Raw genomic sequence first — 13,695 nt, forward strand, 5'->3', positions numbered from 1 at the left:
GTTTTGTCCCAGTCTCGATTCACCGAACGCACGGCACCGCATCCACGTCGTGTTTTCCCCGTCCCCGAGTGGGGGTAGACACATGGGATACAAGAAAGTCCAAATCCATTTGGATGCAGTGCTGAACGAGCAATTACGCTACTACAGTCAAACCAACATGGTGGACGAAAACACCGTGATCAACACGGCCCTCCGCCAGTACTTAGAGGCTGCTCAACCGCGTTCCAGCGAGCTGGCATCCGGGTACAAAGAGATGGGCCCGCTCAATCGGGCCATCGCCGCCGATTACGCGGCGACAGAAGAAGATGACGAGCGCGGGCTCATCTAACCCAGGGTGAGGTACGCGATAAGGGGGGAGCAAGTTGGCACAGGAAGTGAATCGCGGGGATGTATACTACGCGGACCTTTCGCCAGTCGTTGGCTCCGAGCAGGGCGGGTCCCGGCCAGTGTTGGTCGTGCAGAATGATGTGGGCAACCACTTTAGTCCCACGGTCATTGTGGCCGCCATTACTGCGAAGATCCAGAAACCGAAAATGCCGACCCACGTGGCCTTGACGCCGCAGGAAGACGGCATCGACCGGCCATCTGTGATTTTGCTGGAGCAGATTCGCACGATTGATAAACAGCGATTGAAATACAAAGTGACCCATTTGCGGCGTACCAAAATGGTCGCCGTCAACCGAGCACTGGCCGTCAGCGTGGGCTTACAGCCGATCAAACATGACCGTTGAACTGAATCAAAAAATGAGCCGGCTAACCGGGTAAAGATACCCGTTAGTCGGCTTTTTGCGGCGTTGCGCTTTGCGCTGCCGCCTTTGATGTATGGTGAGAAGGCAACCAGGGGTTAGGGATTGCGACTTGGGGCCGGTCGAGTCCCCCCGGCCCCTCGGCGTTACTTAAGCGCTACTCCCGAGAACTAAAGCTCAGCAATCTATGGTAAAATGGGCAAGTTGCTTTTTGCGGGCCGCTCGCCCGCTGTGGTTCGAAACTATCCCACACTAAAAAACTATAGGAGGATTTATTTATCATGACCAATGCACACACGACCCGGTCACTGCGGGTGATCGTGGTCAATGCCATTATTGCTGCCCTTTATGTGGCCTTATGGGCCGTCTCAGCGAGTTTCAGTCTGGCCAGTCTTGCTATTCAATTCCGGGTTTCTGAGGGCCTGAATCACCTCATCGTTTTCGACAAGCGCTACTTCTGGGGGATTACCCTGGGTGTCCTGATTGCGGACGCACTTGATCGGTCCACCCCCGTGATGCTGAACATCCCGTTCGGTGTCGGCCAGACGATCATCAGCCTGCTGCTGGTCGGCTTCATTGCCCCGCACCTGCCCAAGCTCTGGATGCGGATGGCCCTGAACATCGTCGTCTTCACCATCTCCATGGCCCTCATCGCCTGGATGCTGCACCTGGCGTTCAAGCTGCCGTTTTGGATCACCTACTTAAGCACTGCCGCATCAGAAGCTTTCGTCATGACCCTGACGGCCCCGCTCATGGCCGCCGTCGACAATGCCGTTCACTTCGACCGGCTTTTGGACCGGTAAGTTAGAAAGAAAAGTGCTGGGCCTGATCTTTGGTCAGCATCAGCAAACCATCCCCCAACGGAATCACGGTGGCCGTCAAGCCCGGCGCGGCGAATACTCCTTCGAGTAACGCCCGCAGGTTGCGATGGATCCCCTTGAGCCGGTGGGGGATTTCTTTTTCTGGCAGAAAGACCGTGCCGCCTTGGAGGACATCATCAATGAACACCGTCCCGCCCACCTTGACCCGGTCCAAAACGAGCGGCAGCTGATGGATATATTGGGCTTTCGCACTATCCATGAAGGCCACATCGTATTGGGCCGTCAGGGTCGGCAAGATGTCTGCGGCATCCCCGGCCCGCAGGGTAATCTGGTGGGTTGTATCGTAGGCTGCCAAATTATCCTGGGCATGGGCGATCATCACCGGTGCTCGTTCAATCGTGGTCACTTGCCCAGCGACACCCATCAGGTGCGCGAAGAGCAGGGCAGAAAAGCCAATGGCGGTGCCCAGTTCCAGGACGCTGGTCGGGTGCACCTGGTTGAACCAGGTGTGGAAGAAGTCGACTGTTTCATGGGGAATGATGGGCACATCGCCAGCATGGGCGGCGGCTTCAATAGCCGCTAACGGTTCTGGTAAGGGCTGCCCGTGGGTGCGCAGAAAGTCGCGTAACGGCGCAGGGATGGCGGGATGGTGGAGCATTTCATTATGCAAAAAAATTGTCCTCTCTCGAAGCTATGGATTTAGCATAGCACAGAAATTACGAGATGCCGGCGGCGGATGAATCACCGGCATTCGCTGCGCTAAATGGATAAAAGCGAAGCGCTCTCTGAGTTTCGGCAGAGGGTGCTTCGTTTTTGTAATACCGCTTCACGGATCCCTTTTGAACTCGTGATTCTAATTTTACCGTTAGATTCACGGTACCGCCTGCCAGTGGTTTATGGTATGATGAATGCAACAAGAGACACAGTTTGGTTGTGTAGGAGGATCGGCAATGATTATTAAATCGCTGGTATTAAAGAAGGAATTTCTCACCACGGTTAAAGAAACGGTAACACTGGCAGAAGCCTTGAAGGTACTCGAGGAGTCGGGCTTCCGCTGTGTGCCGATCTTGGACGAGACGGGTAAGATCTTCCGGGGGAACATCTACAAGATGCATATTTATCGCCATAAGTCCCAGGGCGGCGACATGAGCCTGCCGGTGACGTATCTGTTGAAGAACGCCACCAAGACCGTACCGGTGGAATCACCTTTCTTCAAGGTCTTCTTCAACATCAAGGACCTGCCGTACATCGCCGTATTGGACACGGACGGCAGTTTCTACGGCATCTTGACGCACGCCAAGCTGCTGGGGATGCTGTCTGAAGCTTGGAACGTGGACGTTGGCTCTTACGTGCTGACCGTCCTCTCCGCGGGGGAGCGCGGGGATCTGGCAGAAATGTCGAAGATCATCGCCAAGTACGCTTCCATCGCCGGCTGTCTGACCTTGGACGCCCATCGTGAGCAGTTCGTTCGGCGGACGCTCTTCACGCTGCCGGCCGGGATGGACGGTGCGACCATGGAAGAAGTCGTCAGACGGCTGGAGCGCAAAGGGTTCCGCGTGGCGGAAATCGATGACCTGCAGCAGGGCATCACGATCCGCAACGACGAGACGAGCCCGGATTACTAATATTTTTGCCATTATCAAAAAGGCGGTGCAACCGATTGGTTGCGCCGCCTTTTCATATCCTTTAAATTAGTAAACAATCACTGGGGTGCCGGCAGGAACGAGGCTGTAAACCTTCGCCATCACGTCCGGGGGTGTATTCACACACCCATGGCTGCCGTGCTCCTTGTACCAATCGCCGCCGTACTTCGTCTGCCACGGTGAATCGTGGAGACCGACGCCGGTGTAATCAATGGGCATCCAGTAGCTGACCGGCGAAGCATACTTGCTGCCGTCGTCGTTCAAGCCCTTGAGGGTGGCGTTACGCTGCTTGCTCCAGACGAAGAACGCACCGCTGGGCGTATCTTGGCCCGGTTTCCCGGTGACAACGTCCGTACTGATTTTCAGTACGCCGTCGATGTAGACCCATTCGTGCTGCTTGGCCTTGCTGACTTCGACATACGTCTTGCCGACGCCGTCTCCCGTGAAGCTTTGACCAGAGCCGCTGACCAAGGGATGCCGAGTGAAATCGGCGCCTTTTTTGATTGTGTCGGCTAATGCCTGCGCCTCATTCGACTGCTGAATACTCCAGCCGAAGGTGCCGGCCGGGACGGTGACCGTGCCGCTGTTCGTGGTCTTGAAGGTCCGCTTTCTGTCGATCGTGTTGTACTTCGCAGCCAACTGGGCCAGATAGTCTGTGAAGACTTCCGGATTGACCGATACCTGACCATTCTGATAGTAGACACTGTTCTTGATCAGCTGTTGGGGGATGGTGACGGAATCACCGGCAATACTGTAAGTGCCCTTGATGGCACTTAATTTCTTAAGGTCGGCCAGGTCCTTTTGCAGCTTGGCAGAACTCGCGGTGACGGTCGGCTTGACGTAAGTTTCCTTCAAGTCGGCTGCACTTTGACCGGTGCTGACCATCTGAGTCACCAGGTGATCCACCTTCGTCTTATCCAGCGCCGTCCCGTAGGTCTCTTTGGTAATCACGAAGGCGCCATCCTTTTTGGCGATGGACGCATTCGTGGTTTGGGTGCGGCCCTGATTCAGCTTCGCCACAGTCTGATCGACGAACGTTTGGACCTTTTTTTGATTCAACTTCAAAGAATGGGTGTTGCCATTGTCTGCCGCATCGGCTTCACCACCGACCGCAGCAATGGGCCAAGCCCACGGATTTTGTTGTTTTTGCAACGCGGCGAGATCTTGCCCGACATCTTGGAAGGTACCGACGGCGTTACCAGTGAATGTAGAAACGGTTTTGCCTTGATCAGTCAACGTATACTGCTTATCCAGTGTGGCGGACTTGATCTTGGCCGACGCATCGGACACTTTCATACCGCCCACAGAAACACCGGCAAAAGTGGTGTGAGGGAGCATAGTGTCCTGGTAATGAAGCGCGAATCCGAGATAAACACCCAGCACTGCAATCAGTGCCAGGCCGCCGACAATCACGGCTGCTTTTTTGATATGCACGAGAAAAACTCCTTCCCCTGGTAGGTTGCATCCAAATTATATCATGCTCCCGGGGGGACATGAACACATCCGGCTCAAAAAGTTACAGATATATTTCAGACAAGTTACAGACCAGGGTATTCTGTAATGTTTATGGGCAAGTGCCCAGAAAAGGTGACAGAAAACTGCCGTTCGGGGACGGGTGCCCTCGAAACGGGCTCCGTGGTCCAGAAGTTCGGGGATAAAAGGGAAGGAGAGTAAAAAACCTAAACCCTTGATCGGCGGCTTCCCCAAACTGGTTCCGGCGGGCAGGCCACCATGGTCTAAGGACCCTAAGCCAAAAAGCCCCAGTGCGGGGCTTTTCAGCTTAGGGTCACTTAGCCCAGGTGGCCTAACCGCTCGGCTCCGCCCTCTGCAAAAAAAGAGCCCCACCTCTCAGTGGGACTCCCTCATGGACGAAGCTGATCAGAAATTACTGACGCGTTTCGATATCATTCTTAGCGAATGCATCCGTCAGCACTTTCTTCAGTTGGCTAGCTGAAGAGTGCATCGATTGCATTTCGTGGTCCGTCAGAGGAATCTCCAAGATGTTGGTAATCCCTTCGCGGTTGACAACAGCCGGCGTGCCGATGTAAATGTCGTGCAAGCCGTATTGGCCATCCATGTAGACGGATAGCGGCAGAACAGCACTCTCGTCATCGAGGATAGCGCGGGTGATGCGCGCCAGGGCAGTGGCGATACCATAGAAGGTCGCGCCCTTCAAGTCAATGATCTTGTAAGCAGCGTCACGGACGTCTTCGAACATCGTGACCAGCTTGCTTTCATCGATCTCCGGGTGAGCCTTAACCCAGTCAGCGATCTTGATGCCGCCGATGTTAGCGTGAGACCAAACGGGGAATTCGGTGTCGCCGTGCTCGCCCATGATGTAAGCGTGGACGGAACGGGCGTCGACCTTGACCAATTCAGCGATGGACTGACGCAGACGGGCAGTATCCAAAGAAGTACCAGAACCGATGACCCGGCTCTTCGGGAAGCCAGACAACTTCCAAGTCGCGTAGGTCAAAATGTCAACCGGGTTAGCGGCAACCAGGAAGACGCCATTGAAACCAGACTCAACGACGGGATCAACGATGGACTTCAAAATCTTGAGGTTCTTGTTGACCAAGTCCAGGCGAGTCTCACCGGGCTTTTGCGGAGCACCGGCTGTGATAACAACCACGTCAGCATCCTTTGCGTCGGAATACTCAGCCGAGTAAATCGTCTTGGGTTGCACGAAGGGCAGCGCATTCGAAAGGTCGATTGCGTCACCTTGCGTCTTTTTCTTCGCAATGTCGACAATGCCGATTTCCTGTGCGATACCTTGGAGTACCATGGCGTAAGCGTAGCTGGAACCAACGGCGCCGTCACCGACAAGGATTACTTTTTGGTGGTCTTTTTCTGTTGTAGAAGCCAAGATCTTCATTCCTTTCAGTAGATAAACATTCATGCAACGCCAGTATAACACAAAAACGCCCACCATTTATTGCATTTCCGAACGATTTTCAGGTATGCGCTTTCAATAACGGCCTTTAACCCGAGAGCAGTCAGGCGATGGGGCGTTTTCGGGGTGGGACACTTCCCGAGCGGGATTCAGAAAACTGTGGGCCACAGACTGGCGGATCTGAAGGCCGGTGTCCGCCCCCTGCCGGTACCCCCTTGGTGCCCTATGGTATACTGAAGCCAAAGCATTCCGCATCACCAGGCCGGCCCCGCGCTGGCCTATTGGTGTCTCATCCTCGCAGAGAAAGAAGCAATGGATTGTGAAAATGATTGTCGGTTTGGGCAACCCAGGGAGCCAGTACGCCCGCAGCAAACATAATATTGGCTTTATGGCCGTGGACCGCATCCTCGCCGAAATGCCCAATACCCAAGAAAAGCAGCAATTCACCGCCGCCACCTGGCAAGGCCTCTTGGCCAATGAAAAAGTGCTGGTGGTGAAGCCTTTGACCTTCATGAATGACTCCGGGCGAGCGGTGGGCCCGCTGCTGCACTACTATAAACTGGCCCTTTCTGACCTGCTCGTGATCCAGGACGACTTGGATATGCCCATCGGCAAGATTCGGCTGCGGGCGCATGGCGCGTCTGGCGGCCACAACGGCATCAAGAGCATTATTCGGGCGGTAGGCAGCGATGCCTTCACCCGCATTAAGGTCGGTATCGACCATCCGCCGGTGGGCACGGTCGTGGACTGGGTCCTGTCGCCCTTCACGGAGAACGACGCGCCGGCCATTGCCAGTGCCCTGGACCAAGCGGCCGCCGCAGCGACAGCCTGGGCCGGCGGCGCCAGCGACGACCAGTTGATGAATACGTACAATTAATAGGGGACTTCTGCATGGATTTAGTCGAATGGATTGCGCAAGAACCGCAAGTGAAGAAATGGCTGACGGGGGCCACGCCCGGCACCCGGACGCTGCTCACCGGGTTAGGCCCGGCCGCGAAGGCCCTCGCTCTGACGGCCTATCTGCGCCAGCAGCACCAGCCGCTGCTGGTGGTCGAACCGACGACCCTGGCGGTGGAGCAGCTTTTGCCCGATCTGCAAACGTTGAATACCACCGACAACGTCTACACTTTCCCGGTGGACGAAGTCTTGGCCACAGAGGTGGCCACCGCTTCGCCGGAAGGCCGTGCAGCCCGGGTGGCCACGCTCACTGCCTTACGCAGCGGCGTGCCCGGGCTGTTTGTCGTGTCCGTCGCCGGTTTGGCTCACCTGCTGCCGGACCCGGCCCTGTGGGGGCGGCAGGCCTTCACGGTGACCAGCGACGGCGAGCTGGATCCCCAAGCGCTGCCGGCCCGGCTGGTGACCATGGGTTACAAGCGGGACACCCTGGTTTCCCATCCGGGCGAGTTTGCCATCCGTGGGGACTTGATCGACATCTTCCCGTTGACGGCGGATCACCCGGTGCGGATCGAACTTTTCGACACCGCCGTGGATTCTCTGCGGGTGTTCGACGAGGGCGAGCAGCGTTCGCTGGAGAATATCGACACCGTCACCATTCCGCCGGCCACCGATCTGATCGTTCCGGCGGCCCAGCTGAAGAAGACTGCGGCCGCCCTGCAGAAGCAGCTGACCCAATATACCGGGAAGGCGGCACCCAGTGTCCAAGATGGGCTGCAGGCGAATCTGGCTAACACCATCACTGATTTTGCCCAAGGGGACTTAGGGGAAAAAGCCAATCTCTTCCGCCGTCAGCTCTTTGGCGGCGAGTACACGCTGCTGGACTACCTCCCCGCCGGCGGCAGTGTTTTCCTGGACGATTACACCCGAATCAACGACCAGGCCGCCAGCGCCGAGGAAGAGACCGCCCAGTGGCAGACGGACCTGCTTAGCCGCGGGGAGATTCTGCCCCACAGTCAGCTGGAAGCCGACTGGCGTACCGCCCTGAATAAGGACCAGCATACTCGTACCTACCTTTCTGTCTTCCAGAAGGGGATGGGGCGGGTCAAGCTGGACGCACTGATCAACGTGACCAGTCACGACGTTCCCCAATTCTTCAGCCAGATGCCGATGCTGAAGGGCGAGATCGACCGCTGGCGCAAGCTGCAGCAGACGGTAGTCATTCTGATCCAGGCCCAGAGCCGGGTAGAAAAGCTGCAGCAGACGCTGCGGGACTTCGAGATCACCACCCGCGTGGCCAGTCCGGAAGCCATCGTCCCGGAGGCCGTTCAGCTGGTCCACGGCAACTTGAGCGCCGGCTTCAGCATGCCTGCGGCCAACTTGGTCGTCTTGACCGAGCACGAGCTGTTCAACCGGGTCCGCCAGGCGCGGCCGCGCCCCGCCCATTTCTCCAATGCGGAGCGGATCAAGAGTTACAACGAACTGAAGCCGGGGGATTACGTCGTCCACGTGAACCACGGCATCGGCAAGTACATGGGTATCCAGACCCTAACGGTGGACGGCAAACACCAGGATTACATTACGATCCAATACGCCGACGACGGCAAGCTGTTCATTCCCGTGACTCAGATGAACATGGTTCAGAAATATGTCGGCAGCGAGGGCAAGACGCCGCACATCAACAAGCTGGGCGGCAGCGAATGGCAGAAGACCAAGCGCAAGGTGGCGGCGAAGATCGAGGACATCGCCGACGACCTGATTGCGCTCTACGCCGAGCGGGCCGCCCAGAAGGGCTATGCGTTCTCCAAGGACAACGACTACCAGCGGGAGTTCGAGGCGGCCTTTGCTTATCCGGAGACACCGGACCAGCTGCGCAGTACCGCTGAGATCAAGCGGGACATGGAGCGGCCGGTACCCATGGACCGGCTGCTGGTCGGCGATGTCGGCTTCGGCAAGACGGAAGTGGCCTTGCGGGCCGCCTTCAAGGCCATCCAGGACGGCAAGCAAGTGGCCTTCCTGGTGCCCACCACCATTCTGGCCCAGCAGCACTTCGATACCATGACCGACCGCTTCGCCGACTTCCCGGTGAGCATCGGCATGCTCTCCCGCTTCGTGCCCCCGGCCAAGCAGAAAGAAACGCTGGCCGGCATGAAGAACGGGACCATCGACATCGTCGTCGGCACCCACCGGCTCCTTTCTAAAGATGTGCACTTCAAAGACTTGGGCCTGCTGATCATTGACGAGGAGCAGCGCTTCGGGGTGAAGCATAAGGAACGCATCAAGTCCCTGCGGACGAACGTGGACGTGCTGACGCTGACGGCGACACCGATTCCCCGGACGCTGAACATGTCCATGCTGGGTGTGCGTGACCTGTCCGTCATCGAGACGCCGCCGGCCAACCGTTACCCAATCCAGACCTACGTGCTGGAGCAGAACGCCGGCACCATCAAGAACGCCATCGAGCGGGAGATGGCCCGCAACGGTCAGGTCTTCTACATGCATAACCGGGTGGAGGACATTGAGAAGACGGTGGACGAGCTCCAGCAGCTGGTGCCCAACGCCACGATTGCGTACGCCCACGGCCAGATGAGTGAGACGCAGCTGGAGCGGGTGATCTACGACTTCGTCCACGGCGCCTACGACGTGCTGGTGACCACCACCATCATCGAGACCGGTGTGGATATGCCCAACGCCAACACGCTGATCGTCGAGAACGCCGATAAGTACGGCCTCTCCCAGCTCTATCAGCTGCGCGGCCGGATCGGCCGGTCCAGCCGAATCGCTTATGCCTACTTCATGTATCAGCCCAACAAGGTGCTCACGGAGGTGGGAGAAAAGCGACTCGCGGCCATCCGCGACTTCACCGAATTGGGCAGCGGCTTCAAGATTGCCATGCGCGACCTGGCCATCCGCGGGGCTGGCAACCTGTTGGGTAAACAGCAGCACGGCTTCATCGATTCGGTGGGGTACGACATGTATACCCAGATGCTGCAAGACGCCGTGGCGGCGAAGAAGGGGCAGCACAAGGAACAGCGCACCGACGCCGAGATCGACGTGGACGTGGAGGCCTATCTGCCCAGCGACTACATCAGTGATCCGCGGCAAAAGATTGAGATTTATAAACGAATCCAGCATATCGACGACACGGATGAGCTGGCCGAATTACAATCGGATTTAATTGATCGGTTCGGCGAATACGATGCCCCGGTCGCCCGGCTGCTGCAGATTGGTCTGCTTAAGGCCCAGGCCGACAAGGCACTGCTGACGAAAATTGAGCGAAAGGAGACGCACTGGACGATGCACATCGGCGCTGCCGGCAGGGCGCGCCTGGGCGGCGAGGATCTTTTCGCATTGCTCAGCAACACCACCCTGCAAGCGCAAGTGACGGACAAGGACGGCGGTTACCAGATCACGTTGATCCAGCGCAAGGGCGTCAGCGATGACACCATGCTGGACACATTGATCACCTTAACGGCGGCGTTGCCCAAAATTGAAAAGCATCGGGTCCAGGCGAGTCATTAACCTATGAATAACCGCACCAAGCGTACCGTTTTTGGCTCGGCTGCCCTGCTCAGTGCGGCGGCGCTGATTGCCAAAGTGTTGTCGGCCTTCTACCGCGTTCCTTTGCAAAACCTGGCGGGGGACCTGGGGTTTTATGTGTACCAGCAGGTTTATCCCCTGTACGGCATCGGCATGACGTTCGCCTTGAACGGGCTGCCGGTGTTTATTTCCCGTCTAGTGGCAGAAAAGAGTGCCGCCGAGCGGCCGGCGTTGGTGCGGCAGCTGCATACCATTCTGGTCGGCGTCAGTCTGGCGGCGTTTTTGGGTTTCCAACTGACCGCCGGCTTGATTGCCCGGGCCATGGGGGACAGCGGCTTGACGCCGATGATCCAGGCGGTGGCCTGGATGTACCTGTTCATGCCCACCCTGGCGCTGGGCCGGGGCTACTATCAAGGCACCCTGGACATGACCCCCACCGCAGTGTCCCAAGTGATCGAACAGACCTTGCGGGTCGTGGTGATTATTTTGGCCGCCTGGTACTACCATATCCACACCGATTGGGGCTATTACACTATGGGCACCTTCGCCATGACCGGTGCCACGGTGGGGGCCATCGGTGCGGCCTTGACCCTGTGGCACTACCGCCGGGCGGATCCGTTCTGGCGTAGCGTTCGTTTGGCTACGCCCGATAACGACTGGCGCGGGCTGACCCGGCGGCTGCTGCTCCAGGGCGGTTCCATCTGCCTGTTTGCGGCGGCTCTAATCCTTTTCCAACTAGTCGATTCCTTCACCGTCGCCCGAACGCTGCAGAAAATCGGCAACCCGCCCATCACAGCCCGCGAACTGAAGGGAATTTACGACCGCGGCCAGCCGCTGGTCCAACTGGGGTTAGTCTTGTCCAGTGCGTTTGGCACGACCTTGGTGCCGAATCTGACCCGGGCCTTGCAGCAGGGCAGCCGGGTCCGCATCCAGCGGCTGGCGACGGAAGTCACCCACATCAGCCTGCTCTTTTCTGTTGCCGCCACGGGCGGACTGATTGCGCTGCTGCCCTGGATCAACCAACTGCTTTTCGGCGATCGGGAACAGCTCATCACGCTGGCCCTGTACCTGGGGGCGATCGTGCTGGTGGCGATGATCAACACGTACAACGCTATTCTCCAGAGTGTCGGCAACTACCGCGCCGCCACCTACGGCCTGCTCATCGGTATCGCTTTGAAGGCCGCGCTGACGGGTCCCCTCATCCGGCTATTCGGATTACCAGGGGCGTCCCTGGCAACGCTGATTGGCCTGGCCGTGGTCTGGTGGATCATCTTTAACCAGATGCCGTCCCTGATCCGCATTGCCGTTTCCACCCGCGCTTTCGGGACCCGGCTGCTGCGCGTCACGGTCCCCATGATGGCCGGCGCCTGGCTCACGGCGCTGCTGGTCCAAGGCCGGCTCGGCACCGGGCGGCTGGCGAGCATCGGCATCACCGCCAGCGGTATCATCGTCGGTCTGGCCCTCTTTCTCTTCCTGGCGCTGCGCTATCATCTGCTCACGATCCGGGAATGGCTGGTCTTGCCCTTTGGCCGCGGTATGCTACACTTAATGCAGCGTTTCCAGAACAACTCAAGTAGAAGAAAGTGAAGTGAGACAATGCGTTTAGACAAATTTCTGAAAGTATCCCGCTTAGTTAAACGGCGGTCTGTGGCGAAAGAAATCGCCGACAAGGGCCGGATTCTGATCAATGGTAAAGCTGGCAAGTCGTCCAGCAACATCAGTGTGGGCGACCAGCTCACCCTGCTCTTCGGTAACCGCACCTTGACGGTGACGATTACCGACATCAAGGAAACGACCAAGAAGGATGACGCCGCGTCGATGTACACCATTGATAAGGACGAGAAGACGACCAGCGATAGTCCGTTTTAATCGTTCGACTGTGGCCGGCGGTCGTTTACACCGCCCCCGCGGCCTTGTTATAATAAGAGCAAGAATAGCGTATTGGGGGAAGTATCATGCAGAAACCGCAGACTGCACCGGGTAAGATCATTCAACTGAAAAGCAAGCCGGCCCGCCAGCCGCAGCCGCGGGACCCGGCCGCTTATGTGCGGGCCGTTCACCGGCGCCGGTTTGTGTTCTTGACGGCGATTTTGGCCGTGGTTTTGTGCTTTTTGGGATTCAAGCTGCATCAAGCCCGCTCGGCCCAGGCCGAAGTTCAGGGCCGGTTGAATCACAGCCGGACAGAAATGACGGCGGTCCAAAAAAAGAACGACCAGTTAAAAGGGGAAGTCAAGCAGCTGCACGATCCGGACTACTTGGCAAAATACATCCGGGAGAAGTACTATTTCTCGAAACCGGGGGAGATTATTTTCAGCCTGCCTGGCGATAAGGGCAGCGATGTGACAAAGAAGTAGCGCCGCCGCGGCCTTCCGGCACTCAGCGGGCTATGGTATACTAGAACCACATCTTTATTAGGAGGAATTTTCCATTTATGGCGATTGAAGTTGGCGCTAAGGTCCAGGGCAAGGTCACGGGTATTACTAATTTCGGGGCCTTTGTCGATATTGGCGAGCACAAGACTGGTCTAGTCCACATCAGTCAGGTTTCTGACAAATTCATCAAGGACATTCACGACGTTCTCAGCGTTGGCGATGAGGTGACGGTGAAGGTCATCGGTGAGCATGACGGCAAGATCAGCTTGTCCATGCGGCAAGCCGAGGACCACCCGCACACGGAACACCGCAGCGAGGGGCGTCCGAATAATCACGAACATAGTTTTCACGGCAATAATAATCGCGAAGGCGGCGCCAGTCACGGTGCACCGCGTAACAGCGGCGGCAATCGCGGCGGCGGCCGCAGCTTCAACCGCGGCAACGACCGCCGGAGCGGACGGCGCGAAGAGCGTCCGGACGACTTCGACGGTATGCTGTCCAGCTTCTTGAAAGAGAGCGACGATCGCCTGACTTCCTTGAAGCGTAACACCGAGGGCAAACGCGGCGGCCGCGGCGGTCGGCGGAGCTAATCATTCATTTGGCTTAAGCAAGGGCTGGGTCAAAATTCACTGCCGGGCAGCATCGGCTCAGTGAATTTTGGGCCAGCCCTTGTTGTCGATACGGCGTTGCGCTTCCGCGCGGCCGCCTTGAGGAGCAGGAAGATGGTGAGCGAGGCCCGGCGATTTGGGCCCTCCGGCTGGCTGGGCGTGGAACGTGGCCGGCACA

At 57.7% G+C, this 13,695-nt stretch carries 13 protein-coding genes; 10 read left to right on the top strand and 3 right to left on the bottom strand.

All coding sequences use genetic code 11. The features are described 5' to 3' along the window. The first annotated feature begins 82 nt into the window (after positions 1-82). The 3 genes from L248_RS13395 to L248_RS13405 all read left to right on the top strand — a co-directional run bounded on the left by L248_RS13395 (position 83) and on the right by L248_RS13405 (position 1,549). A complete protein-coding gene (locus tag L248_RS13395) occupies positions 83-328 on the top strand; it encodes a hypothetical protein (protein ID WP_040536898.1) in 246 nt (81 codons plus the stop codon). 34 nt (positions 329-362) lie between these two features. Then, on the top strand, positions 363-731 hold the full coding sequence (locus L248_RS13400; protein WP_040536899.1) for a type II toxin-antitoxin system PemK/MazF family toxin: 369 nt from the start codon (positions 363-365) through the stop codon (positions 729-731). Positions 732-1,027: 296 nt separating this feature from the next. Then, positions 1,028-1,549: a QueT transporter family protein gene (locus L248_RS13405; RefSeq protein ID WP_022530803.1), complete on the top strand. Its 522-nt coding sequence runs from the start codon at positions 1,028-1,030 to the stop codon at positions 1,547-1,549. A gap of 1 nt (position 1,550) precedes the next feature. Here the strand turns inward: L248_RS13405 and L248_RS13410 are convergent, their stop codons facing one another. Beyond that, the gene (locus L248_RS13410; RefSeq protein WP_022530804.1) at positions 1,551-2,237 is read right to left on the bottom strand and encodes an O-methyltransferase; all 687 of its coding nucleotides are present in this window, start codon (positions 2,235-2,237) and stop codon (positions 1,551-1,553) included. Positions 2,238-2,517: 280 nt separating this feature from the next. On the opposite strand from L248_RS13410, the gene cbpA reads away from it, so the two are divergent. Then, entirely contained in the window at positions 2,518-3,192 is a 675-nt protein-coding gene (cbpA, locus tag L248_RS13415; protein ID WP_022530805.1) for a cyclic di-AMP binding protein CbpA, read from the top strand. A gap of 66 nt (positions 3,193-3,258) precedes the next feature. On the opposite strand, the gene L248_RS13420 is transcribed toward cbpA, so the two are convergent. Together L248_RS13420 and L248_RS13425 are read right to left on the bottom strand one after the other, a co-directional pair. Then, on the bottom strand, positions 3,259-4,644 hold the full coding sequence (locus tag L248_RS13420) for a L,D-transpeptidase family protein (RefSeq protein ID WP_022530806.1): 1,386 nt from the start codon (positions 4,642-4,644) through the stop codon (positions 3,259-3,261). 451 nt (positions 4,645-5,095) lie between these two features. Beyond that, positions 5,096-6,076, bottom strand: a complete 981-nt coding sequence (locus L248_RS13425) for an L-lactate dehydrogenase (protein WP_155828678.1) — start codon at positions 6,074-6,076, stop codon at positions 5,096-5,098. 346 nt (positions 6,077-6,422) lie between these two features. Here L248_RS13425 and pth point away from each other — a divergent pair, with 346 nt between their 5' ends. The 6 genes from pth (at position 6,423) to L248_RS13455 (ending at position 13,499) form a co-directional block, all read left to right on the top strand. Further along, the gene (pth, locus tag L248_RS13430; RefSeq protein ID WP_022530808.1) at positions 6,423-6,980 is read left to right on the top strand and encodes an aminoacyl-tRNA hydrolase; all 558 of its coding nucleotides are present in this window, start codon (positions 6,423-6,425) and stop codon (positions 6,978-6,980) included. A gap of 14 nt (positions 6,981-6,994) precedes the next feature. Then, positions 6,995-10,519, top strand: coding sequence for a transcription-repair coupling factor (mfd, locus tag L248_RS13435; RefSeq protein ID WP_022530809.1), 3,525 nt, complete (start codon positions 6,995-6,997; stop codon positions 10,517-10,519). Positions 10,520-10,522: 3 nt separating this feature from the next. After that, a complete protein-coding gene (locus L248_RS13440; RefSeq protein WP_022530810.1) occupies positions 10,523-12,124 on the top strand; it encodes a putative polysaccharide biosynthesis protein in 1,602 nt (533 codons plus the stop codon). A gap of 9 nt (positions 12,125-12,133) precedes the next feature. Further along, positions 12,134-12,406 (top strand): RNA-binding S4 domain-containing protein, encoded by a 273-nt coding sequence (locus L248_RS13445; RefSeq protein WP_022530811.1) that lies wholly within the window; start codon positions 12,134-12,136, stop codon positions 12,404-12,406. A gap of 86 nt (positions 12,407-12,492) precedes the next feature. Continuing rightward, positions 12,493-12,891 carry an FtsB family cell division protein gene (locus L248_RS13450; RefSeq protein ID WP_022530812.1) on the top strand — a complete coding sequence of 133 codons (399 nt, stop codon included), beginning with the start codon at positions 12,493-12,495 and terminating at the stop codon, positions 12,889-12,891. A gap of 77 nt (positions 12,892-12,968) precedes the next feature. Continuing rightward, a complete protein-coding gene (locus L248_RS13455; RefSeq protein ID WP_022530813.1) occupies positions 12,969-13,499 on the top strand; it encodes a S1 domain-containing RNA-binding protein in 531 nt (176 codons plus the stop codon). Positions 13,500-13,695 lie beyond the last annotated feature (196 nt).

The sequence above is a fragment of the Schleiferilactobacillus shenzhenensis LY-73 genome (genome assembly GCF_000469325.1).
GTDB lineage: Bacteria > Bacillota > Bacilli > Lactobacillales > Lactobacillaceae > Schleiferilactobacillus > Schleiferilactobacillus shenzhenensis.